At 70.2% G+C, this 22,685-nt stretch carries 20 protein-coding genes; 1 reads left to right on the forward strand and 19 read right to left on the reverse strand.

What is annotated here, in order from left to right; genetic code table 11:
* Positions 1 to 97 precede the first annotated feature (97 nt).
* Positions 98 to 880 carry an IclR family transcriptional regulator C-terminal domain-containing protein gene (locus O7617_RS10260; RefSeq protein ID WP_282263096.1) on the reverse strand — a complete coding sequence of 261 codons (783 nt, stop codon included), beginning with the start codon at positions 878 to 880 and terminating at the stop codon, positions 98 to 100.
* Positions 881 to 1,034: 154 nt separating this feature from the next.
* Here O7617_RS10260 and O7617_RS10265 point away from each other — a divergent pair, with 154 nt between their 5' ends.
* The gene (locus O7617_RS10265; RefSeq protein ID WP_282263097.1) at positions 1,035 to 2,267 is read left to right on the forward strand and encodes an MFS transporter; all 1,233 of its coding nucleotides are present in this window, start codon (positions 1,035 to 1,037) and stop codon (positions 2,265 to 2,267) included.
* Here O7617_RS10265 and O7617_RS10270 read toward each other — a convergent pair.
* From O7617_RS10270 to O7617_RS10355, 18 genes are all read right to left on the reverse strand, one after another.
* Positions 2,243 to 3,328, reverse strand: a complete 1,086-nt coding sequence (locus tag O7617_RS10270) for a polyprenyl synthetase family protein (protein WP_282263098.1) — start codon at positions 3,326 to 3,328, stop codon at positions 2,243 to 2,245. The two genes, O7617_RS10265 and O7617_RS10270, sit on opposite strands and share 25 nt — an antisense overlap.
* A gap of 91 nt (positions 3,329 to 3,419) precedes the next feature.
* Entirely contained in the window at positions 3,420 to 4,973 is a 1,554-nt protein-coding gene (gene nuoN, locus O7617_RS10275; RefSeq protein WP_282263100.1) for an NADH-quinone oxidoreductase subunit NuoN, read from the reverse strand.
* Positions 4,970 to 6,502 (reverse strand): NADH-quinone oxidoreductase subunit M, encoded by a 1,533-nt coding sequence (locus O7617_RS10280; RefSeq protein WP_282263101.1) that lies wholly within the window; start codon positions 6,500 to 6,502, stop codon positions 4,970 to 4,972. Before O7617_RS10280 ends, nuoN begins: the two co-directional genes overlap by 4 nt.
* Positions 6,503 to 6,566: 64 nt before the next feature.
* Positions 6,567 to 8,492 carry an NADH-quinone oxidoreductase subunit L gene (gene nuoL, locus O7617_RS10285; RefSeq protein ID WP_282263102.1) on the reverse strand — a complete coding sequence of 642 codons (1,926 nt, stop codon included), beginning with the start codon at positions 8,490 to 8,492 and terminating at the stop codon, positions 6,567 to 6,569.
* A 12-nt stretch (positions 8,493 to 8,504) separates the two neighbouring features.
* Positions 8,505 to 8,822 (reverse strand): NADH-quinone oxidoreductase subunit NuoK, encoded by a 318-nt coding sequence (nuoK, locus tag O7617_RS10290; protein ID WP_282263103.1) that lies wholly within the window; start codon positions 8,820 to 8,822, stop codon positions 8,505 to 8,507.
* Between the two features lie 117 nt (positions 8,823 to 8,939).
* Positions 8,940 to 9,710 (reverse strand): NADH-quinone oxidoreductase subunit J, encoded by a 771-nt coding sequence (locus O7617_RS10295; protein WP_282263105.1) that lies wholly within the window; start codon positions 9,708 to 9,710, stop codon positions 8,940 to 8,942.
* Positions 9,707 to 10,348, reverse strand: coding sequence for an NADH-quinone oxidoreductase subunit NuoI (gene nuoI, locus O7617_RS10300; RefSeq protein WP_282263106.1), 642 nt, complete (start codon positions 10,346 to 10,348; stop codon positions 9,707 to 9,709). Before nuoI ends, O7617_RS10295 begins: the two co-directional genes overlap by 4 nt.
* Position 10,349: 1 nt before the next feature.
* Positions 10,350 to 11,702 (reverse strand): NADH-quinone oxidoreductase subunit NuoH, encoded by a 1,353-nt coding sequence (gene nuoH / locus O7617_RS10305; RefSeq protein ID WP_282263107.1) that lies wholly within the window; start codon positions 11,700 to 11,702, stop codon positions 10,350 to 10,352.
* 61 nt (positions 11,703 to 11,763) lie between these two features.
* Positions 11,764 to 14,256 carry an NADH-quinone oxidoreductase subunit G gene (locus O7617_RS10310; RefSeq protein WP_282263109.1) on the reverse strand — a complete coding sequence of 831 codons (2,493 nt, stop codon included), beginning with the start codon at positions 14,254 to 14,256 and terminating at the stop codon, positions 11,764 to 11,766.
* A 58-nt stretch (positions 14,257 to 14,314) separates the two neighbouring features.
* Positions 14,315 to 15,631 carry an NADH-quinone oxidoreductase subunit NuoF gene (nuoF, locus tag O7617_RS10315; RefSeq protein WP_282263111.1) on the reverse strand — a complete coding sequence of 439 codons (1,317 nt, stop codon included), beginning with the start codon at positions 15,629 to 15,631 and terminating at the stop codon, positions 14,315 to 14,317.
* Positions 15,628 to 16,821, reverse strand: a complete 1,194-nt coding sequence (gene nuoE, locus O7617_RS10320) for an NADH-quinone oxidoreductase subunit NuoE (protein ID WP_282263112.1) — start codon at positions 16,819 to 16,821, stop codon at positions 15,628 to 15,630. Before nuoE ends, nuoF begins: the two co-directional genes overlap by 4 nt.
* The gene (locus O7617_RS10325) at positions 16,818 to 18,143 is read right to left on the reverse strand and encodes an NADH-quinone oxidoreductase subunit D (RefSeq protein WP_282263114.1); all 1,326 of its coding nucleotides are present in this window, start codon (positions 18,141 to 18,143) and stop codon (positions 16,818 to 16,820) included. Before O7617_RS10325 ends, nuoE begins: the two co-directional genes overlap by 4 nt.
* A complete protein-coding gene (locus O7617_RS10330; RefSeq protein WP_282263116.1) occupies positions 18,140 to 18,877 on the reverse strand; it encodes an NADH-quinone oxidoreductase subunit C in 738 nt (245 codons plus the stop codon). Before O7617_RS10330 ends, O7617_RS10325 begins: the two co-directional genes overlap by 4 nt.
* The gene (locus tag O7617_RS10335) at positions 18,874 to 19,551 is read right to left on the reverse strand and encodes an NADH-quinone oxidoreductase subunit B (RefSeq protein WP_145785918.1); all 678 of its coding nucleotides are present in this window, start codon (positions 19,549 to 19,551) and stop codon (positions 18,874 to 18,876) included. The genes O7617_RS10330 and O7617_RS10335 overlap by 4 nt, the downstream gene beginning before the upstream one ends.
* A gap of 14 nt (positions 19,552 to 19,565) precedes the next feature.
* Positions 19,566 to 19,931, reverse strand: a complete 366-nt coding sequence (locus O7617_RS10340; protein WP_007454588.1) for an NADH-quinone oxidoreductase subunit A — start codon at positions 19,929 to 19,931, stop codon at positions 19,566 to 19,568.
* 135 nt (positions 19,932 to 20,066) lie between these two features.
* A complete protein-coding gene (locus tag O7617_RS10345; protein WP_282263118.1) occupies positions 20,067 to 21,344 on the reverse strand; it encodes a geranylgeranyl reductase family protein in 1,278 nt (425 codons plus the stop codon).
* Positions 21,345 to 21,483: 139 nt separating this feature from the next.
* A complete protein-coding gene (locus O7617_RS10350) occupies positions 21,484 to 21,708 on the reverse strand; it encodes a hypothetical protein (RefSeq protein WP_130406437.1) in 225 nt (74 codons plus the stop codon).
* Between the two features lie 126 nt (positions 21,709 to 21,834).
* Positions 21,835 to 22,545: a demethylmenaquinone methyltransferase gene (locus O7617_RS10355; protein ID WP_282263121.1), complete on the reverse strand. Its 711-nt coding sequence runs from the start codon at positions 22,543 to 22,545 to the stop codon at positions 21,835 to 21,837.
* Positions 22,546 to 22,685 lie beyond the last annotated feature (140 nt).

Raw genomic sequence — 22,685 nt, forward strand, 5'->3', positions numbered from 1 at the left:
CGGCCGGCCGGTCGCTGACGTTGCTCAGGCGGTCCGGGGCTGGACCGCCCCCGGAAGCCCTCTCCCAGCCGGGGAGAGGGCTTCTGCGGTTCTGCGGTCAGGTGTCGGACGCGATGCCGTCGGCGACGCTGCGGGCCACGGTGAGCAGCTTGGCGCGGACCACCCGGGCGGAGGTCATCATCTCGCTGGCCGGCAACGCGCACGCCAGCACGACGCGGCGTTCCATGTCCTTCTCCGGCGCGACGAGCACCGCCGCGCAGGCCACCCCCTGACGGAACTGCCCCATCTCCAACTGCATACCGCGCCGGTCGCCGGCGGCCAGGTCCGCCTCGAACGTCTCGGCGGTGGTCAGCGTGGCGGTGGTGAACGGGCGCATGCCGTACTCCCGCAGGTAGCGGTGGCGCTGGTCGACGCTGAGGGTGGCGAGCAGCGCCTTGCCGAGGGCCGTCGCGTGGGCCCCCTCGTCGAAGCCGGGGACCAGATCCTCCAGGTAGGGCGAGCGGTGCCCCTCGGCGACCGCCGTGAGGGCCACCTGGCCGCCGACGAAACGCCCGAGGTAGTGGCTGTAGCCCGTGTCCAGGGCGGCCCGCCGGAGGGTCTCACCGACCGCAGGAGGGCCCCGGAACGCGGTCACCAGCTCCCGGTACCGGTCGGCCACCTCCAACCCCACGATGTACGTGCCGTCCTCCCGGCGGATCACGTAACCCTCGTAGGCGAGGGTGCGGACCAGGTGGTAGGTGGTGGCCACGGTCAACTCGCACCGTCTGGCGATCTGCTTGACGGTCAGGCCCTTCGGGGCGCGACCGACCGACTCCAGCACCCGCAGTGCTCGGGACACGCTGCGGATCAGGTCCGAAGGTTCTGCCAAGGGGTCGCGCACAACCACCTCCGCCGCCGGGGACTTACACCATATGAAAAACAGGCCCGGTGCGAAATGCCTGTTCGGGTCGAGGATGCCAGATCACCATCCACAGCTTGTGCCCCGACCGTCACCGGGAGTGGTCTGAGCGGGATTCACGTAGGTTTGCCGGACGATGAGACACACCGCCGTCACCCCCGAGCCCACCGCCGCCCGATCCCACCCGGTCCGGGCCAGCGCCGGCGCGGTCGCCACCACCGTGGCCTGCGTACTCCCCGTGTTCCTGCTCGGTGGTCTCGCCGTGCAGATGGGCACCGACCTCGGCTTCTCCCCGGCCGGCCTCGGTCTGGCCGTATCCGTCTACTTCGGCGTCAGCGCGTTGGCCTCGGTGCCCTCCGGCCGCCTCGTCGAGCGGTACGGCCCGGCCCTGGTGGCCCGCTGCGGCATCCTGCTGGCCGCCGGGTCGATGCTGGCCGTGGCGGCTGTCGCCCGGTCGTACCCGGTGTTGGTCGGTCTGCTGGCCCTCAGCGCCGCCGCGAACGCCCTGGGTCAGTTGGCGAGCAACGCCGCGCTGGCTCAGCACGTGCCGGCCCGACGGCAGGGCCTGTCGTTCGGTGTCAAGCAGGCCGCGATCCCGATCTCCACCCTGCTGGCCGGCGCGGCGGTGCCCACCATCGCGCTCACCGTCGGCTGGCGGTGGGCGTTCGTGGCGGCAGCGGTGGCCGCGATGACGACGCTGCCCGCCGTACCCCGGGCGGTTCCTGGCCCGCCGCGACGAGCCGGCGCGGCGCGCGCCGGCCGGGCGACGGCGGCGCTGGTGGTGGTCGGCGCTGGGGCGACGTTGGCGGCGGCCGCAGCGAACGCGCTGGGCACCTTCCTGGTGGACTCCGCAGCCGCGCGGGGCATGTCGCCGGGCCTCGCCGGCCTGACCCTGACGCTGGGCAGCGCGGTCTGCGTCGCGGCCCGGGTGGGCACCGGCTGGCTCGCCGACCGCCGGGCCACCGGCCACGTCGCCCTCATCGCCGCGATGCTCGTCGTCGGCGCGGCCGGGCTGGGCCTGCTCGCGCTGACCGGCACGGTGCCGCTGGTGGTCGGCGTGCTGCTCGGTTTCGGTCTGGGTTGGGCCTGGCCGGGCCTGATGACCTTCGCGGTGGTCCGGCTCCATCCGCAGTCACCGGCCGCCGCCACCTCGATCACCCAGACCGGGGTGTACGCGGGGGGCTGTCTCGGCCCGCTGAGCATGGGCCCTCTCGCCGCCCACCTCGGCTACTCCGCCATGTGGACCACCGCGGCGGTGTCCATGCTGCTCGCCGCCGTCCTCATGCTCGGCGGCGGCCGCCTCCTGACCCGCGCCGCCGCCGCTGCCGCGAGCCGGGGCGGAGATCAGCTGGTGCGGTCGGCGATGTAGTCGCAGAGCGATTCGAGCGCCTGCCGGGACGGGCCCGCCGGAAGGGGAGCCAGGCTCGCGCGGGCGTCTTCGGCGTAACTGCGCACGGTCTCCCGGGCACGCTTGAGCGCCGGGCTCTCCCGGAGCAGCCCCAACGCCTCGGCGTGCAGCGCGTCGTCGGTCAGCGGCCCGGTCGCCAGGATCTCCCGCAGACGCACCGAGGACGCGTCCGCGTCGTCCGACTGGCGGGCGTAGAGCACCGGCAGCGTCGGGACCCCCTCGCGCAGGTCGGTGCCGGGCGTCTTGCCCGACTGCACCGACTCCGAGGCGATGTCGAGCAGGTCGTCGGTGAGCTGGAAGGCGACACCGATCGTCTCGCCGTACCCGGCGAGGGCCTCGACGTGCTCGGGGGCGGCGCCACCGAACATGCCGCCGAACCGGATCGACGTGGCGATCAGCGAACCGGTCTTGTCGGCGATCACGTTCAGGTAGTGGGTCACCGGATCGTCCCCGGCACGCGGCCCCACCGTCTCCGCGATCTGGCCGTGCACCAGCCGGGCGAACGTGCGCGCCTGCAACCGGACGGCCTCGGGGCCCAGGTCGGCGGCGATGTCCGCCGCGCGGGCGAAGAGATAGTCGCCGACCAGGATCGCGAGCGAGTTGGTCCACCGGGAGTTCGCGCTCGCCGCGCCCCGGCGGACGACAGCCTCGTCCATCACGTCGTCGTGGTAGAGGGTGGCGAGGTGAGTGAGCTCCATCACCACGGCAGCCGGGACCACCTGCGGGCCGGTCGGGTCACCGAACTGGGCGCCGAGCGCCACCAGGAGCGGCCGGAAACGCTTCCCACCGGCCTCCAGGAGATGCCGGGCGGCCTCGGTGACGAACGGGTCGGCGCTGGCCACACTGGCCCGCAACTCGACCTCGACCGTGTCCAGCACAGCCAGCACGGACGCCTCGACCCGCGGATCGGCAAGGTTGAGCCCGATCGCGCCGAACTGACTCGTGCTCGCCCGACCCCGCCGACCGCCGGAGCCGGAGGCACCTGAACGCTCACCCGCCGGATTCACCACGCTATCAACCATGCCACACCCGTTCGACCTGCTCCGGGTCGGGGATACGCACCGAGGGGCCGACGCGTGAGCACGCGCCGCCCCCCGGTGGTCGATCTCTGCGTCATCGAACGAATTCGGCAGCTCCGGTGGCCAGATCGAGCAGCGGCGCCGGGGCGACGCCCAGCACCAGGGTGGCCAACACACCGATCATCAATGCGGCGGAGGTGAGCCCGCCGGGCACCATGACGGTCGGAGTGGACTGGCCCGGCTCGGACAGCCACATCATCACCACGACGCGCAGGTACGGGAACGCCAGCACCATGCTGGTCAGCACACCGGCGATCACCAGCCAGGCCTGACCACCGTCGAGCGCCGGCCCGAAGATGGCGAACTTGCTGGTGAACCCACTGGTCAACGGGATACCGGCGAACGCCAGCAGGATGAACGTGAACAGCGCGGCGAAGAACGGCGACCGCCGACCCAGCCCGGCCCAACGGGACAGGTGGGTGGCCTCCCCGTCGGTGTCCCGGACCAGGGTCACCACCGCGAACGCGGCCAGCACCGAGAAGCCGTACGCGACCAGGTAGAACATCGTCCCGGAGAGCCCGTCGCGGCTCGGCGCCAGCACACCGACCAGCAGGTAGCCGGCGTTGGCGATCGAGGAGTACGCGAGCAGCCTCTTGATGTCGGTCTGGGTGACCGCGAGCACCGCGCCGACCAGCATGGTCAGCACCGCGATGGCGCCGAGGACCGGGGTGAAGTCCCAACTGGCGTCGGCGAACGCGACGTGGAAGACCCGCAGCAGGGCGCCGAACGCGGCGACCTTGGTGCACGCCGCCATGAACCCGGTGACCGGGGTCGGCGCACCCTGGTAGACGTCCGGGGTCCAGACGTGGAACGGTGCCGCCGCGGCCTTGAAGAGCAGACCGATCGCGAGCAGCGCCATGCCGGCGAAGAGCAGCACCGGGCTGGCCGGGGACTCGCCCACCGCCGCGTCGATCGTGGCGAAGTCGACGCTGGCCGGGCGGCCCGGGATGCCGGACGTGAAGCCGTAGATCAGCGCCACCCCGAACAGGAAGAACGCGGAGGCGTACGCGCCCAGCAGGAAGTACTTCATCGCCGCCTCCTGGCTCAGCAGACGCCGGCGACGGGCCAGCGCGCAGAGCAGGTAGAGCGGCAGGGAGAAGACCTCCAGCGCGATGAACATGGTCAGCAGATCGTTCGCCGCCACGAAGATCAGCATGCCGCCGATCGCGAACGTGGTGAGCGGGTAGACCTCGGTGAGGCCGTTACGCCCCTCGGCCTGCCGCCGGTCGTCGGCCGACTCGGCGGTCACCGCGGCCTGGGCGACGAACGCCCCGCCCCGCTCGACCGAGCGGTCACCGATCAGCAGCAGCGCCATCGCGGCCAGGACCAGGATCGCGCCCTGCAGGAACAGCGTCGGCCCGTCGATCGCGAGCGCCTGGCCGGCGGTGATGATCCGCTCGTCGGCGTTGAGGACCACCATGGTCAGTGCCGCGAGCACCGCCAGCAGCGCCACCGTCAGCTGCACCACGTGCCGCCAGCGCCGGGGCACGAGGGCCTCGACCAGCACGCCGAGCAGCGCGGTGCCCAGCATGATCAGGATCGGGGAGAGCGCCGCGTAGTCGATCGACGGCAGTTTCAACTCGGTCACTTTGCCGCCTCCTGGACGGTGCCCACCGACGGGGCCGGGTCGGTTCTGCCGATGTCGTCCATGGTCGCCTGGACGGCCGGGTTGATCACGTCAGTGACCGGCTTGGGGAAGAAGCCGAGCAGCACGATCAGAGCGATCAGGGGAGCGACCACGACCTTCTCGCGCAGGTTGAGATCCCGCCGCATCCCGTCGACCTCGGTCAGCGCGGGGTTGAGGGTCCCCTGGGTGGTGCGCTGCACCATCCACAGCACGTACGCGGCGGCCAGGATGATGCCGAGCGTGGCGATGACCGCGACCGGCTTGTTCACCGTGAAGGTGCCGATCAGCACCAGGAACTCGGAGATGAACGGTGCCGTCCCCGGCAGTGCGAGTGAGGCGAGACCGGCGAAGAAGAGCACCCCGGCGAGCACCGGCACCAGCTTCCCGGCGCCACCGAAGTCGCTGATCAACGCCGAGCCGCGCCGGGCGATCAGCATGCCGACCACCAGGAAGAGCAGGCCGGTGGCCAAGCCGTGGTTGAGCATGTAGAGCACCGCACCGGTGCCGGCCTGGGTGGTGAAGGCGAAGATGCCCACCCCGATGAAACCGAAGTGCGCGATCGAGGTGTACGACACCAGCCGCTTGAGGTCATTCTGACCGACCGCCAGCAGTGCCGCGTAGACGATGCCGATCACGCCCAGCGCCAGCGCCCACGGCGCGAACCACTTCGACGCCTCCGGGAACAGCGGCAGGCAGTAGCGCAGGATGCCGAACGTGCCGACCTTGTCCAGCACGCCGACCAGCAGCGCGGCGGCACCCGCGGGGGCCGCGCCACCGGCGTCCGGCAGCCAGGTGTGGAACGGGAAGAACGGCGCCTTGATGGCGAACGCGAGGAAGAAGCCGAGGAACAGCCACCGCTCGGTGCCGGTGCTGATGTCGACCTGCGACAGCGCCTGCCAGTCGAAGGTCTTGCCGCCGACCACCCACAGGCCGATCACCGCGGCCAGCATGAACAGACCGCCGACGAGCGAGTAGAGGAAGAACTTCACCGCCGCGTACTGCCGCTGGTGGCCGCCGTAGCTGCCGATCAGGAAGTACATCGGGACGAGCATGACCTCGAAGAACACGTAGAACAGGAAGACGTCGGCGGCCGCGAAGACACCGATCATCGTGCACTCGAGGACCAGCAGCAGCGCGAAGTAGACGGGCACCGACCGCTTCGACGAATCGGCGTCGTGCCAGGACGCCAGGATCACCAACGGCACCAGCACCGCGATCAGCATCAGCATCACCAGCGCGATGCCGTCGGCCGCGAAGGTGAAGCTCACGCCCCAGTTCGGGATCCACGAGTACGACTCGCGGAACTGGAACCGGTCACCGCCGGCGTTGAAGCTGACCCACATCACCACCGAGAGCACCAGCACGAGCAGCGACCAGGCGAACGCCACCTGCTTGGCCAGCTCCGGCCGGTGGCGCGGCAGGAAGGCCACCACCAGGGCGCCCACCAGTGGCGCCACGGTGAGCACCGAGAGGAACGGGAAGTTGGACATTATGCGGCCTTACCTCCGTCGTCACTGCGTGGTCCGCCGGCGGGGGCGGCCGGGAAGAGGTCGATCACGCCAACCACCCGGCCTGCACCGCCAGGAACGCCGCCATCACCAGCAGCGCACCGGCCAGGATCGAGGTGGCGTACGAGCGGACGAAGCCGGTCTGCATCCGCCGGAGCCGACCCGAACCACCGCCGACCGCGGCGGCGAGGCCGTTGACCAGCCCGTCGATGCCCCGGTTGTCGAGGAACACCAGCGCCCGGGTGAGGAAGATGCCCGGCTTCTCGAAGACCGCCTCGTTGAACGCGTCGGTGTAGAGGTTGCGTCGGGCGGCGGTGACCAGCACACCGGCCGGCTGCGGCGCGGTGGCCGTACCGGCCCGGAACAGGAACCAGGCGAGCCCGGCACCGAGCACGGTGACCAGCAGCGACAGGATCGTGATCATGAGGTGCGAGAGAACCGGTTCATGCTCCGCGTGCTCACCGCCCAGCCCGGCGGTGGCCGTCAGCCAGTCCGGCACCGAGGTGGAGAGCAGGTAGCCGGCTCCGACCGAACCGACCGCCAGCAGGATCAGCGGGATCGTCATCAGCTTCGGCGACTCGTGCGGGTGCTCGATGTCCTCGGTCCACCGCTTCGGGCCGTGGAACGTGAGCACGAACAGTCGCGTCATGTAGAACGCGGTCAGCCCCGCGCCGAGCAGCGCCGCACCGCCGAAGAGCCAGGCGGTCCAGTCCTCCCGCTCGAAGGCGGCCACGATGATCGGCTCCTTGGAGAAGAAGCCGGAGAACGGGAACATGCCGATGATGGCCAGCCAGCCCATCATGAACGTCAACCAGGTGATCTTCATGTGCTTCGACAGCCCACCGAAGCGGCGGATGTCGACCTGGTCCTTCATGCCGTGCATCACCGAACCGGCACCCAGGAACATGTTGGCCTTGAAGAAGCCGTGCGCCAGCAGGTGGATGATGGCCAGCGCGTACGCGCCACCGCCCAGGCCGACGCCGACGAACATGTAGCCGATCTGGCTCACCGTCGACCAGGCGAGCACCCGCTTGATGTCGTCCTTGGCCGCACCGATGACGCAGCCGATCAGCAGGGTGAGCGCACCGACGCTGACCACCACGAGTTGCAGCGTCGAGTTCGCGGAGAAGACCGGGTTGGACCGGGCGATCAGGTAGACGCCCGCGGTGACCATGGTGGCGGCGTGGATGAGCGCCGACACCGGGGTCGGGCCCTCCATCGCGTCCGGCAACCACGCCTGGAGCGGGAACTGGCCGGACTTGCCGGCCGCGCCGAGCAGCAGCAGCAGACCGAGGACCAGCACCGTCGCGCCGGTCAGCGAGCCGACCCCGTTGAACACCTCGTCGTACTGGGTGGTGCCCAGGGTGGCGAACATGATGAAGATGCCGATGGCCAGGCCGGCGTCGCCGACCCGGTTCATCAGGAACGCCTTCTTACCGGCGGTGGCCGCGCTGGGCCGCTCGGTCCAGAACGAGATCAGCAGGTACGACGCCAGACCGACGCCCTCCCAGCCGAAGTACAGCATCACGTAGTTGTTGCCGAGCACCAGCAGCAGCATCGCCGCGACGAACAGGTTGAAGTACGCGAAGAACCGGCGGCGACCCGCGTCGTGCGCCATGTACTCCACCGCGTACAGGTGGATCAGGAAGCCCACCCCGGTGATCAGCAGCACGAAGACCGCGGCCAGCGGGTCGAACAGCAGGCCGAAGTCGACGCGCAGGTCACCGACCGCGATGAAGTCCCAGAGGCTCAGCTCGACCGACTTGTTCTCCAGGCCACGCAGCTGGAAGAAGAAGGACAGGCCGAGGACGAACGCGGCACCGATGGCCGCCACACCCAGCCAGTGCCCCCAGCGGTCGGCACGCCGGCCGAGCAGCAGCAGGATGGCCGCGCTGAGCAGCGGGATCGCCACCAGCAGCCAGACGCCCCCGAGCAGCCCCGTGGCCTGGGCGTATTCCACAGTCTCTTCCACCGGTGGACCCCTCTAGTACTTCAGCAGGTTGGCGTCGTCGACGCTCGCCGAGCGTCGCGTCCGGAAGATGGCCATGATGATCGCGAGCCCGACCACGACCTCGGCCGCCGCCACCACCATCACGAAGAACGCCATGATCTGGCCGTTGAGGTCACCGTTGATCCGGCTGAAGGTGACCAGCGTCAGGTTGGCCGCGTTGAGCATCAACTCCACGCACATGAACAGCACGATCGCGTTGCGCCGGATCAGCACACCGGCGGCGCCGATGGTGAACAGCACAGCGGCGAGGACGAGGTAGTAGCTCGGCTCGACCGAGAAGAAGCTCTCCATTACTTGTCTCGCCCTCCGTTTGCGACTGCGGGGCTCCGCTTCGCTGCACTCCACGCGCTCACCGGGCCTGCCTCTCGTTCGCGACTGCGGGGCTCCGCTTCGCTGCACTCCTCGCGCTCACCGATCCGTCCCCTTCAGGGAGGTCTCCTCGGCGGTCAGCTCGCGCTGCGGGAGGATCGACGGGGTGCTGCGGTCGGTCAGGCGGCCGTCGGGCAGCCGGGCCGGGGTGGCCACCGAGGAGGAGGTCGCGAAGACACCGGGGCCGGGCTTCGGACCGGGGTAGTTGCCCGGGGCGAAGCGCGCCCGCATGGTCGACACCTGGTCGACCTTGTCCTGCTTACGCCGCTCGACGTGGGCCAGCACCATGGCACCGACCGCAGCGGTGATCAGCAGCGCCGAGGTCAGCTCGAACGCGAAGACGTACTTGGTGAACAGCAGCCGGGCGATGCCCTGCACGTTGCCCTCGGCGTTGACCTGGTCCAGGCCGACCGCGGGGGCGTTGTCCAGCGCCTGGTAGAGACCGGTGCCGACCAGGCCGGCGAAGCCCACACCGAGCACGATCGCGGCGACCCGCTGACCGCGCAGCGTCTCGATCAGCGAGTCGGTGGAGTCCCTACCGACGAGCATCAGCACGAACAGGAACAGCATCATGATCGCGCCGGTGTAGACGATGATCTGCACCATGCCGATGAACGGACCGGCCTGGAGCACGTAGAACACGCCCAGGCAGAGCATGGTCAGCACCAGCCACAGCGCCGAGTGCACGGCGTTGCGCGCGGCCACCATCCCGATCCCGCCGAGCAACGCGAGCGGGGCGAGGATCCAGAAGGTGACCGCCTCGCCCCCGGAGACCGAGTTCGCCGCGGCGAGCACCGTAGACGTGGTCATTCTTTCTCTCCCTTGCCGGCCGCCACGCGCTGGGCGGCCTGCTCGGCGCCCGGGAACGTCACGCCGGGGTGCTCCTCGACCTGGTAGCGGCCGGGGCCCATCGGGGACGTCTCCGCACCGGCGGAGGTGCCCGGGTTGTCCAGCGCGCCGACGTAGTAGTCCTTCTCGCTGTCACCGAGCCGCATCGGGTGCGGCGGCTGCTCCATGCCCTCCAGCAGCGGGGCGAGCAACTGCTCCTTGGTGAAGATCAGGTCCTGCCGGTTGTCCCGGGCCAGCTCGTACTCGTTGCTCATGGTGAGCGACCGGGTCGGGCAGGCCTCGATGCACAGCCCGCAGAAGATGCACCGGGCGTAGTTGATCTGGTAGATGCTGGCGTACCGCTCACCCGGCGAGAAGCGCTGCTCGTCGGTGTTGTCGCCACCCTCGACGTAGATGGCGTCCGCCGGGCAGGCCCACGCGCACAGCTCGCAGCCGATGCACTTCTCCAGGCCGTCCGGGTGCCGGTTGAGGATGTGCCGCCCGTGGTAGCGCGGCGCCGACACCGGCGGCTTGAACGGGTAGTCGGTGGTGACGACCTTCCTGAACATGTGCGAGAAGGTGACACCGAATCCCTTGAACGTTCCGGTGATCGCGCCCACGTCACACCTCCCTGGAGTCCGAGCCGGCGACGATGTTGGCCGGCTCCCGCTCGGCGACCACGCGCGTGATACGCGGGCTCGGTGGTACCTGTAGATCCATCGGCGGCAGCGGGAAACTCCCGTACGGCCGGTTGTCGACCTGTTCCTGCGTCGTCGGTTTGGGCTGCGGCTTCTTGCTGGGCCAGAAGAGCGTGGCGATCAGCAGGATGCCGGCCGGGATGCTGACGGCGATGACCTTGCCCTGCGTGTCCCAGTCCTCGATGGAGCGCAGGCCCGACAGGACCAGGATCCAGACCAGGTTGATCGGCAGCAGCACCTTCCACCCGAGGCGCATGAACTGGTCGTAGCGCAGCCGGGGCAGCGTGCCGCGCAGCCACACGAAGACGAAGACCAGCGCGATCACCTTGCCGAAGAACCACAGCATCGGCCACCAACCGGAGTTGGCACCCTCCCAGAGGGTGATCGGCCACGGCGCCCGCCACCCACCGAGGAACAGCGTGGTGGTGACCGCGGACATGGTCACCATCGCGACGTACTCGCTGAGCATGAACAGCGCGAACTTCAGCGAGCTGTACTCCGTCATGAAGCCGGCGACCAGCTCGGACTCGGCCTCGGGGAGGTCGAACGGCGCCCGGTTGGTCTCACCGACGGTGGCGATGAAGAAGATGATGAAGCTGGGCAGCAGCAGGATCGCGTACCAGCCCGGCGCCGGGATCTCGAAGCCGCCGATGGTCAGCCGCGTGGCGTCGCCCTGGGCGGCGACGATCCCGCTGGTGCTCATCGTGCCGGCGGTCATGAACACCGCCACGATGGAGAGCCCCATGGCGACCTCGTAGGAGATCATCTGGGCGCTCGACCGCAGACCACCGAGCAGCGGGTACGTCGAGCCGGAGGCCCAACCGCCCAGCACGATGCCGTAGACGCCCATCGACGAGCAGGCGAGCAGCAGCAGCACCGCCACCGGCACGTCGGTGACCTGCAACGGCGTGTGGTGGCCGAAGATGCTCACCATCGGGCCGAACGGGATCACCGACAGGGCGGTGACCGCGCAGATCACCGAGATGGTCGGGGCGAAGAAGTAGACGACCTTGTCGGCCGCCTTCGGCAGGATGTCCTCCTTGAAGGCCATCTTCAGGCCGTCGGCGAGGGTCTGCAGCAGGCCGAACGGGCCGACCTGGTTGGGGCCGGGCCGCACCTGCATGTAGCCGACCACGCGGCGTTCGAACCAGACCCCGAGCAGGGTGGCCAGCAGACCGAAGGCGAACGCAAAGACGATCTTGCCGAGCACCAGCCACCACGGATCCCGGCCGAAGTCGGCGAGCGTCGGATCCTGGGCCAGGACGATCGAGTTCACTGTGCCCACCTCTCGTTCGCGACTGCGGGGCTCACTCGCTGCGCTCGTTCACTCCTCGCACTCACTGGTTACCCCCAGAACTGAGGATGGTCTCGTCGGCCGCCACGCGTCCGGCCGGGATGGCCGTACCCGATGCGGGGACGGAGATCCGGACGACGGTGCCGGACGTCGCCCCGAGGCTGCGTCGCACGGTCGAGCCGGGTGAGTTGGTCGGCAGCCAGACCACACCGTCCGGCATCTCGGTGAGCTCCGCCGGCAGGGTCAGCGCGCCCCGGTCGGTGCCGACGGTGACGGCGTCACCGTCGGCCACCCCGAGCGCCTCGGCGGTGCCCTTGCCCAGCCGGACCACCGGCGGGCGGGCCGTCCCGGCGAGGTTCTCGTCGCCCTCGGTCAGGGTGCCGAGGTCCACCAGTTGGTGCCAGGTGGCCAGCACCGCCTCCCCGGCGTTCGGCTGCGGCACCCGGCCCGGCGCCACCGACGGCGCGGCCGGCCGGGACGTCCGGGTCGCCGGCAGCGAGCCCAGCTCACGACGCACGCTCGGCACGTCGGCGGTGCCGAGCCGCACGTCCAGCAGAGCGGCGAGCGCGTCGAGGACGCGGCCGTCGGTCATCGCGGACGTGTTCAGCACCGCGTCGAACGGACGCAGCCGACCCTCCCAGTCCAGGAAGCTGCCGGACTTCTCGACCACCGGGGCGACCGGCAGCACCACGTCGGCGCGCCGGGTCACCGCGCTGGCGCGCAGCTCCAGGCTGACCAGGAACGGCACCGCGTCCAACGCGGACTCGGCCAGGCGCGGGTCGGCCAGGTCGGCCGGGTCGACACCGCCGACGACGAGCGCACCGAGCTGCCCGTTGGCGGCGGCGGTGAGGATCCCGTCGGTGTCCCGACCGGCCTGGCTCGGGATCACCCCGGCCGGGATGTCCCACGCCTCACCCAGCTCGGCCCGGGCGGCGGGCTCGGTGACCAGGCGGCCACCGGGGAGCAGGTTGGGCAGGCAGCCCGCGTCGACAGCACCGCGGTCGCCCGCGCGCCGCGGCACCCAGGCCAGCTTCGCGCCGGTACGCCGGGCCACGTCGGCGGCGGCGGAGAGCCCACCCGGCACACCGGCCAGGCGCTCACCGACGATCAGGATCGCGCCCGGCGCGCTCAGCGCCTCGGCGACCGTGGCGTGCTCGGCGAGCACGCTGGCCTCCTCGCCCGGCACGACCCGGGCCAGCTTGGCACCGAGCTTCTCCAGGCCGCGGGTGGCGAACGGCGCCAGCGCGTACACCGTCAGGGTCTTCTTCAGGTACGCCTTGCGCAGCCGCAGGAAGAGGATCGGGCACTCCTCCTCCGGCTCCAGGCCGACCAGCACCACCGCCGGCGCGTTCTCCATGTCCGTGTAGGTGACGTCGGTGACCCCGGCGACCGAGCTGGCCAGGAAGTCGGCCTCCTCGCGGGAGACCGGCCGGGCCCGGAAGTCGATGTCGTTGGTGTTCAACGCGACCCGGGCGAACTTGGCGTACGCGTACGCGTCCTCGACGGTCAGCCGACCGCCGGTGAGGACCGCCGTGCCCTGCCCGCCCTCCCGAGCGGCGTGCAGCCCCTCGGCGGCCACGGTGAGCGCCTCGCTCCAGGACGCCTCCCGCAGCTCACCGGTGCGCTCGTCCCGGACCAGCGGAGTGGTCAGCCGCTCGGTGGACCGGGTGTACTGGAAGCCCCACCGGCCCTTGTCGCAGTTCCACTCCTCGTTGACCGCCGGCTCGTCGCCGGCCAGCCGGCGCAGCACCTTGCCGCGCCGCCAGTCGGTGCGCTGCCCGCAGCCCGCCGAGCAGTGCTCGCACACACTCGGGCTGGAGACCAGGTCGAACGGGCGGGCCCGGAAGCGGTACTGGGCACCGGTCAGCGCGCCCACCGGGCAGATCTGCACGGTGTTGCCGGAGAAGTAGGAGTTGAACGGGACGTCCCCCTCGTCGCCCTGCTCGCCGTACGCGTCGTCCCGGTAGATGTTGATCTCCTCGGCGGACGACCGGCCCATCAGGTCGATGAACTTGTCGCCGGCGATCTCCTCGGAGAACCGGGTGCACCGCTGGCAGAGCACGCAACGCTCGCGGTCCAGCAGCACCTGGCTGCTGATCGCCATCGGCTTCTCGTACTCCCGCTTGTGCTCGTGGAAGCGCGAGTCGGTGCGGCCGGTGGACATGGCCTGGTTCTGGAGCGGGCACTCACCGCCCTTGTCACACATCGGGCAGTCCAGCGGGTGGTTGAGCAGCAGCAGCTCCATCACCCCCTCCTGCGCCTTCTTGGCCACCGGGGAGGTGATCTGGGTACGCACGACCATGCCGTCGGCGACGGTCTGGGTGCAGGAGGCCACCGGCTTGCGCTGCCCCTCCACCTCGACCAGGCACTGCCGGCAGGCGCCGGCCGGAGCCAGCAGCGGGTGGTCGCAGAACCGGGGGATCTCGGTACCCATCTGCTCGGCGACCCGGATCAGCAGCGTCCCCTTGGGGGCGGTGACCTCGACGCCGTCGATGGTGAGGGTGACCAGGTCGGTCTGCTTGGCTACGTCGGTCACAGTGCTTGCCTTTCGCTCGCGACTGCGGGGCTCGCTTCGCTCACTCCTCGCGCTCGCATCAGTGGGCTCCCACCAGCTGCTTGTCGGAGAGCTTCGGTGCGGTCCGTCCCTCGATGTAGTCGAGGTAGTCCTGCTTGAAGTACTGCAGCGACGAGGTCACCGAACTGGTCGCGCCGTCACCGAGACCGCAGAACGAACGGCCGAGGATGTTGTCGCAGGTGTCCAGAAGGGTGTCCAGGTCCTCGTGGGTACCCTGACCGGCGAGGATCCGCCGGTAGACCCGGACCATCCAGTAGTTGCCCTCGCGGCACGGGGTGCACTTGCCGCACGACTCGTGGTGGTAGAACTCCAGCCACCGGTAGGTCGCGTAGACCGGGCAGTCCTGGTCGGAGAAGATCTGCGTGGCCGTGGTGCCGAGGATCGAGCCGGCCGCCGCCACCCCCTCGAAGTCCAGCGGCACGTCCAGGTGCTCGGCGGCGAGCAGCGGGGTCGACGAACCGCCCGGGGTCCAGAACCGCAGGTTGTGCCCGGGCTGCATGCCACCGGCCAGCTCCAACAGCTCGCGCAGCGTGACACCCATCGAGCACTCGTACTGGCCCGGGTTGGCGACCCGGCCGGACAGCGAGTAGATCATCGGCCCGGAGGACTTCTCGGTGCCCATGCTCTTCCACCAGTCGGCCCCACCGAGCACGATCGGCGGCACGCTGGCGATGGTGCCGACGTTGTTCACCACCGTCGGGCTCGCGTACAGGCCGTGGGTGGCCGGGAACGGCGGGCGCAGCCGGGGCTGACCCCGGAACCCCTCCAGCGAGTCCAGCAGCGCCGTCTCCTCACCGCAGATGTACGCCCCGGCGCCGGAGTGCACCACCAGCTCCAGGTCGTAGCCACTGCGCAGGATGTTCCGGCCGAGGTAGCCCTTGTCGTACGCCTCCTGGACCGCGTTGCGCAGCCGGCGCGCGGCGTGCACCGCCTCGCCTCGGATGTAGATGTAGGCGCGGCTGGCCCGGATCGCGTACGACGCGATGATGACGCCCTCGACCAGCGCGTGCGGGTCGTGGGTCATCAGCGGCAGGTCCTTGCAGGTGCCCGGCTCGCCCTCGTCGGCGTTGACCACCAGGTAGTGCGGCTTTCCGTCGCCCTGCGGGATGAAGCCCCACTTGAGACCGGTCGGGAAGCCCGCGCCGCCCCGGCCCCGCAGCCCCGAGTCCTTGATCAGTTGAATCAGGTCGTCCGGGTGGGCCTTGAGCGCCTTGCGTAGTGCGGCGTAACCGTCGAGCTGCTCGTAGGTGCCGATCCGCCAGGCGTCCGGCGACAGCCAGCGCTTGGTCAGCACCGGCGTCAGCTTGGCCAGCGTCTCCGGGCGGGGAGTGGTCACTTCTGGGCCCCCGTTTCGCTCGCGTCCGCCGGTCCGGCGCCGTCGGCGTCCGTGTCGGCCTTCGCTTCGGTGAGGTTGCGCTCCTGCGCCCCGGCATCGTCGCCGGCGGGCTTACCGTCGCCGGCCGGCGCGTTGGCGGCCACGCCGGCGGCCTCGGCCGACCGCGCGTCACCAGCCGCGGGCGCGGTGCCGGTGTCGTCCGTCGGGACCTTCGTGCCAGGGGCATCCGGCACCGCCGTGTCGGCGTCCGGCTGCCGGGTCTCCGCGGTACGCACCTGCGGCGACTTGTCGTCCGGTGCCTTCACGTCCGGTGCGGTGCTGCCGGTGTCTGCCGGCTTCGCCGGCTCCGTCGCGTCTGCCGGCTTCGCCGGCTCGATCCCGGCCGCCCCCGTCGGGGCGGAGGCCCCGTCGCCACCCTTCACCGGGGCCGCGGCGGCCTCAGCCGGAGCGGGCTTGGCCGCCTCGGCCTTCGCCTTCGCCTCGGCGGCGGCGCGGTCCGCCTCCGCCTTGCTGCGGATCGGGGTGTTCGGGTCGAAGCCCGGCACCGAGACGCCGTGCTGCTGCGCCAGCCGCAACCCACGAAGGGTGGGCTCGCCCGGCCCACCGTCGGCGACCGCGCCGTCGCGCTCGTCGGCGAAACCGGCGAGCTGCACCGCCATCTCCTTGAGGGTGCAGAGCCGGGCACCCCGGGTCGGCATCGGCCGCCCACCCGCCCGCAGCTCGTCGATGACACCGACCGCGGTGGACGGATCCACGCCGTCGAAGAAGTCGTAGTTGACGGTCATCACCGGGCCGTAGTCGCACGCCGCGAGGCACTCGGCGTGCTCCAGCGTGATCGTGCCGTCGGCGGTGGTCTCGTCGTGCCCCACGCCCAGGTGCTCGGAGAGGGTGTCGTAGACCTCCTGGCCGCCGAGCACGTTGCACATGGTGTTGGTACAGACGCTGACCAGGAAGTCGCCGGTCGGCTTGCGCTTGTACATCGTGTAGAAGGTGGCCACCGCGCCGACCTGGGCCTTGTTCAGCCCCAGCACCTCGGCGCAGAACGCGACCCCGGCCGGGGAGACGTAACCCTCTTCGGCCTGGACCAGGTGCAGCAGCGGCAGCAACGCCGAGCGGGAGCGGTCCGCCGGGTAACGGGCGATGATCTCGCGCGCCCGCTCCCGGGTCTCGTCAGTGAAAACAACACTCATCGGTCACAACCACCCATCACGGGGTCCAACGAGGCACCGCCGGCGATCACGTCGGCGATCAGGCCGCCCTCGGCCATCGCCGGGAGGGCCTGGAGGTTGACGAAGCTGGGCTCCCGGTAGTGCACCCGGTACGGCCGGGTGCCACCGTCGGAGACCGCGTGCACGCCCAACTCGCCGCGGGGCGCCTCGATGGCGACGTACACCTGACCCGGCGGAACCCGGAAGCCCTCGGTCACCAGCTTGAAGTGGTGGATCAGCGACTCCATCGACTGACCCATGATCTTCGCGACGTGCTCCAGCGAGTTGCCCATGCCGTCCACGCCGATGGCCAACTGCGCCGGCCAGGCGATCTTGCGGTCGGCGACCATCACCGGGCCCGGCTTGAGCCGGTCCAGGGCCTGCTCGACCAGCTTCAACGACTCCCGGATCTCGGCGAGCCGGACCTGGTAGCGGCCCCACACGTCACCGTCGGGGTGGGTCGGCACGTCGAACTCGTACGTCTCGTAGCCGCAGTACGGCATCGTCTTGCGCAGGTCCCAGGCGAGCCCGGCGGAGCGCAGCACCGGCCCGGTGATGCCGAGCGCCACGCAGCCGGTCACGTCCAGCACCGCGACGTTCTTCGTCCGCTCGGTCCAGATCGGCTGGCCGGAGAGCAGGTCCTCGTACTCCTTGAGCTTCTTCGGCATCATCGTCAGGAAGTCGCGGATCTTGCGGACCGCGTCGTCCGGCACGTCCTGCGCGACCCCGCCCGGCCGGACGTACGCGTGGTTCATCCGCAGACCGGTGATGGTCTCGAAGATGTCGAGGATGTACTCCCGCTCGCGGAAGCCGTACAGCATGATCGAGATCGCGCCCAGCTCCATGCCGGTGGTGGCCAGCCAGACCAGGTGCGACGAGATCCGGTTGAGTTCCATCATCAGCACGCGGATGGTGGTGGCCCGCTCGGTGATGTCGTCGGTGATGCCGAGCAGCTTCTCGACCGCCAGCGCGTACGCCGTCTCGTTGAAGATCGGGGCGAGGTAGTCCATCCGGGTCACGAACGTCGAACCCTGAACCCAGTTGCGGTATTCGAGGTTCTTCTCGATGCCGGTGTGCAGGTAGCCGACGACCGAGCGGGCCTCGCGGACCGTCTCGCCCTCCAGCTCCAGGATCAGCCGCAGCACCCCGTGCGTGGACGGGTGCTGCGGACCCATGTTGACGACGATCCGCTCGTCGTTGATCGGGTCGGTGCCCGAGACGATCGTGTCCCAGTCCCCACCGGTGACGGTGAAGACCCGACCCTCGTCGGTCTCGTGCTCGCTGGCGTAGTTCGACGTCGTCACTGGTACGACCTCCGCTCGTTCGGCGGCTGGATCTCCGCACCCTTGTACTCGACGGGCACGCCGCCGAGCGGGTAGTCCTTGCGCTGCGGGTGACCCTCCCAGTCGTCCGGCATGAGGATCCGGGTCAGGTTGGGGTGGCCGTCGAAGACGATGCCGAACATGTCGTACGCCTCCCGCTCCTGCCAGTCCGCGGTCGGGTAGACGGCGGTCACGCTGGGCAGGTGCGGCGCCTCGACGGAGACCGCGGCCTCCAGCCGGACCCGCCGCCGGTACGTCATCGAGGTGAGCAGGTAGACCACGTGCAGCCGACGCTCGTCGGCGCCCAGGTAGTCCACGCCGGACACCGACGAGCACAGCTCGAACCGCAGCGCCAGGTCGTCCCGCATCACCTGGCAGACCTCGGCGATGCGCTCCGGGCGTACGTGCAGGGTCAGCTCACCCCGGTCGACGACGACCTTCTCGATCGCGTCGCCGAAGGCCGGGTACGCCTCCTCCAACGCGTCGCGGACCTCGTCGAAGTAGCCCCCGTACGGCCGGGACGCCTCCTCGATGGGCTGGCGCTGGCGGACCAGACCGCCGTAGCCGGACACGTCGCCGGTGCCCTGGTTGCCGAACATGCCGCGTCCCGCCGGGCTGGCCGGCGGGTACTCGGCCGGTGCGCCACTGGTGGCACCGACCGGGGTTACCGGCACCGGCACCCCACCGTCGTTGGGCTTGTCCATGGGTGACGTCATTTCGGGCCTACCTGCGGGTGGAGGTGGTTCTGAGCGTTCATCCAGTTCTCGATCCGCAACTGCTCCTCGCGCCCCTCGCGGACCGCCCGGGTCCACTCGGCACGCCGGGCCTTGTCGTTGCGGTAGGAGGAGGGCATGGAGCCGTAGGGCACGACCGGGACGTCGCCGCGCTCCTGGCGGGCTGCCAGCATCTTGCGACCGTTCGGCCCCAGCGGCTCATACATGATCTTCTCGCGGAGCTTGAGGATCGCGTCGATGAGCATCTCCGGCCGGGGCGGGCAGCCGGGCAGGTACATGTCGACCGGCACCACGTGGTCGACGCCCTGCACGATGGCGTAGTTGTTGAACATGCCGCCGCTGCTGGCGCACACGCCCATGGACAGCACCCAGCGGGGCTCGGCCATCTGGTCGTAGATCTGGCGCAGCACCGGTGCCATCTTCTGGCTGACCCGGCCGGCCACGATCATGAGGTCGGCCTGCCGGGGCGAGGCCCGGAAGACCTCCATGCCCCAGCGGCCCATGTCGTAGTGCGGACCACCGGCGGCCATCATCTCGATGGCGCAGCAGGCCAGGCCGAAGGTCGCGCCCCACACGGACGACTTCCGGGACCAGTTGACCAGCTTCTCCACCGAGGTGAGCAGGACGCCGGCGGGAAGCTTCTCCTCGATGCCCATCTGACGTTCCTTCCTCAGTCCCAGTCCAGGCCGCCGCGCCGCCACACGTAGGCGTACGCAACGAAGACCGCGACGATGAACAGGACCATCTCCACGAAGCCGAAGATCGGCAGAGCGTCGAACGAGACCGCCCAGGGGTAGAGGAAGATGATCTCGATGTCGAAGACGATGAAGAGCATCGCCGTCAGGTAGAACTTGATCGGGAACCGGCCGCCGCCGACCGGCTGCGGGCTGGGCTCGATGCCGCACTCGTAAGCCTCGAGTTTGGCCTTGTTGTAGCGGCGCGGACCGGCGAAGCGGGCGGCGCCGACGGAAAACAGCGAGAACGCCGCGGCGAGGGCGAACAGCCCGATGATCGGTGCGTAAGGCGAGAGCGACATCGTTTTCTCCTGCTCGTCCTTCCCTGCCCTCGGTGCTTGACGAAAATCACACTATTCACGTCCCTCGCAGCGGCAGTCGGCGGGGGTCGATCTTTGTCGGCGTCGGGGCCGTGACCAGCACCGATGCCGTCCTACTTACACGGCCGGGGCCGCCTTCGTCATCGCGTTGATGACCCGGTCCATCGCATCCCCGCCACGCGGATCGGTCAGGTTGGCCAACAGCTTGAGCACGAAACGCATCAGCGTCGGATGCGGCATGCCGTGTTTGGTGGCGATCCGCATGATCTCCGGGCGGCCGATCAGTTTCACGAAGATGCCGCCCAGCCGGTAGTAGCCGCCGAGGCGCGCCTTCAGCTCGTTCGGGTACGCCATCAGCGCCCGCTCCCGCTCCGGACCGGCCGGCCGCGCGAGAGCCTGGACCATGACCTCCGCGGCCAGTTCGCCGGACTCCATCGCGTACGCGATGCCCTCGCCGTTGAACGGGTTGACCATGCCGCCCGAGTCACCGACCAGCAGCACGCCACGGGTGTAGTGCGGCACCCGGTTGAAGCCCATCGGCAGCGCGGCACCCAGGATCGGGCCGTCGGCGTTGGCCTCGTCGGTCATGCCCCAGTCTTCGGGGGTGTTGGCGAGCCAGTCGGTCAGCAGCCGGCGGTAGTTGGTCTTGCCGAAGGCGGAGGACGAGTTGAGCACGCCGAGGCCGACGTTGACCCGGCCGTCGCCGAGACCGAAGATCCAGCCGTACCCGGGCAGCAGGTTGTCGCCGCTGTCCTTGCTGCGCAGCTCCAGCCAGGACTCGAGGTAGTCGTCGTCGTGCTTGGCCGGCGAGCGGTAGTAGCGGCGGACGGCCACGCCGATCGGCCGGTCCTCCCGCTTGGCCAGCCCGAGCGCGAGCGGGAAGCGGCCGGAGACCCCGTCCGCCGCGACGACCAGCGGGGCGTGGAAGGTGGTGGGCTCCTTGCCCGGGCCGACCTCCGCCTCGACGCCGGTGACCCGGCCGTCGCCGTCGAGCACCGGACCGAGCACGTTGACGCTGGTCCGCAGCTTGGCACCGGCGGCCACGGCCCGCTGGGCGAGCAGGTCGTCGAAGTCCAGTCGCGTTCGCACCAGGCCGTAGTTGGGGAAGCTGGCGAGCTCCGGCCAGTCCAGTTCGAGGCGTACGCCGCCACCGATGACCCGCAGACCGCGGTTGTGCAGCCAACCCGCCTCGGGCGAGGTGTCCACGCCCATCCGGATGAGCTGGCGCACGGCGCGCGGAGTCAACCCGTCGCCGCAGACCTTCTCGCGCGGGAACTCGGTCTTCTCCAGCAACAGCACCCGTACGCCGTGCCGAGCCAGGTGGTACGCAGTCGCTGACCCACCGGGACCGGCGCCCACGACGATGACGTCGGCATCGTGTTCCACCGCGGTCATTCGCGCCTCCTCCCGCACGCTCGTGAAATGCTTCACAAGCCAGACGGGACGAGTGTATGACCGGCGTCATACCAGCGCAGGATCAGGGGTACCTAACTCGCCGATGTGACAGCCCACGACCGTCCACAGCAGGCAGGTGTCAGGCCGGACTCGGGGCGTCCAGCCCCGCATCGACCCGGATGGTCTCCGGCAGATGCTCGCGGAGTGCCCCACCCGCCGCCCGGTCGAGTGCGGCCAACACCTCGGCGACCACCTGCCGTACCTCCACCGGATCAGCGCCGGCCAACGCCCGCAACTGTGCGATGAGTTCGGCCGCGTCGTCGTCGGTGGCGGCCACCGGGTCCGCCGGGTCTGCTCCGGTCATACGAACCAGCGTAGGGGGCAAAGTGGACTAAATGCCGATATTCACGGAACCTGAATAATGTCCGTACCAACCCATGTCGAGACGTGCCCCGCTGCTCGCGGACGCCCCGCTACTCGCGGACGCCCGCTACTCGCGGATGCCCCGGTGCAGAGCCACCACGCCGCCGGTCAGGTTGCGCCACGCCACCCGCCCCCACCCGGCCGCGGCGACCCGCCCGGCCAGCGCGGCCTGGTCCGGCCAGGCCCGAACCGACTCGGCCAGATAGACGTAGGCCTCGGGGTTGCTGGACACCGCACGGGCGACCACCGGCAGCGACCGCATCAGGTACGACAGGTAGACGGTCCGGAAGACCGGGTTGACCGGGGTGCTGAACTCGCACACCGTCAGCCGCCCGCCCGGCCGGGTCACCCGCGCCAACTCCCGCAGGGCCGCGTCGGTGTCGTTGACGTTGCGCAGCGCGAAGGAGATGGTCACCGCGTCGAAGCTGGCATCGGCGAACGGCAGTCGCAGCGCGTCCCCGGCCAGCAGCGGCACCTCGGGACGGACCCGCTTGCCGACCTGCAGCATGCCCAGCGACAGATCGACCCCCACCGCGTACGCCCCGGACTGGGCCAGCTCCCGCGTGGAGACGCCGGTGCCCGCGCCCACGTCCAGCACCCGCTCGCCCGGCCGCAGCCCGAGCGCCGCCCGGGTGGCCCGACGCCAGGAGCGGTCCTGACCCATCGAGATCACCGTGTTGGTCAGGTCGTAACGATCGGCCACGCCGTCGAACATCGCGGCGACCTCGTGCGGCTGCTTGTCCAGGCTGGCTCGCTGGCCCTGCGGAGTACGGCTCACGCCACCACTCTGCCAGCCGCCCGCCGACCGCCGCTCGCTGGGTCGTGCGCCTCCGGCGCGACGACAGGGCTGGGTGGTGCGCCTCCGGTAGCGAAGGGCGGGGTGGTCGCCCACCCCGCCCGCTCGTCGTACCTGTGGTC

Origin of the sequence: Micromonospora sp. WMMD1155 (genome assembly GCF_029581275.1) — a bacterium.
Lineage (GTDB): Bacteria > Actinomycetota > Actinomycetes > Mycobacteriales > Micromonosporaceae > Micromonospora.

Excerpts from the sequence above, each read along its gene's own strand:
- O7617_RS10265 (WP_282263097.1), top strand. The coding sequence starts at position 1,035 with ATGAGACACACCGCCGTCACCCCCGAGCCCACCGCCGCCCGATCCCAC.
- O7617_RS10270 (WP_282263098.1), bottom strand. The coding sequence starts at position 3,328 with ATGGTTGATAGCGTGGTGAATCCGGCGGGTGAGCGTTCAGGTGCCTCC.
- O7617_RS10280 (WP_282263101.1), bottom strand. The coding sequence starts at position 6,502 with ATGTCCAACTTCCCGTTCCTCTCGGTGCTCACCGTGGCGCCACTGGTG.
- nuoK (WP_282263103.1), bottom strand. The coding sequence starts at position 8,822 with ATGGAGAGCTTCTTCTCGGTCGAGCCGAGCTACTACCTCGTCCTCGCC.
- O7617_RS10295 (WP_282263105.1), bottom strand. The coding sequence starts at position 9,710 with ATGACCACGTCTACGGTGCTCGCCGCGGCGAACTCGGTCTCCGGGGGC.
- nuoE (WP_282263112.1), bottom strand. The coding sequence starts at position 16,821 with ATGAGTGTTGTTTTCACTGACGAGACCCGGGAGCGGGCGCGCGAGATC.
- O7617_RS10330 (WP_282263116.1), bottom strand. The coding sequence starts at position 18,877 with ATGACGTCACCCATGGACAAGCCCAACGACGGTGGGGTGCCGGTGCCG.
- O7617_RS10335 (WP_145785918.1), bottom strand. The coding sequence starts at position 19,551 with ATGGGCATCGAGGAGAAGCTTCCCGCCGGCGTCCTGCTCACCTCGGTG.
- O7617_RS10340 (WP_007454588.1), bottom strand. The coding sequence starts at position 19,931 with ATGTCGCTCTCGCCTTACGCACCGATCATCGGGCTGTTCGCCCTCGCC.
- O7617_RS10345 (WP_282263118.1), bottom strand. The coding sequence starts at position 21,344 with ATGACCGCGGTGGAACACGATGCCGACGTCATCGTCGTGGGCGCCGGT.
- O7617_RS10350 (WP_130406437.1), bottom strand. The coding sequence starts at position 21,708 with ATGACCGGAGCAGACCCGGCGGACCCGGTGGCCGCCACCGACGACGAC.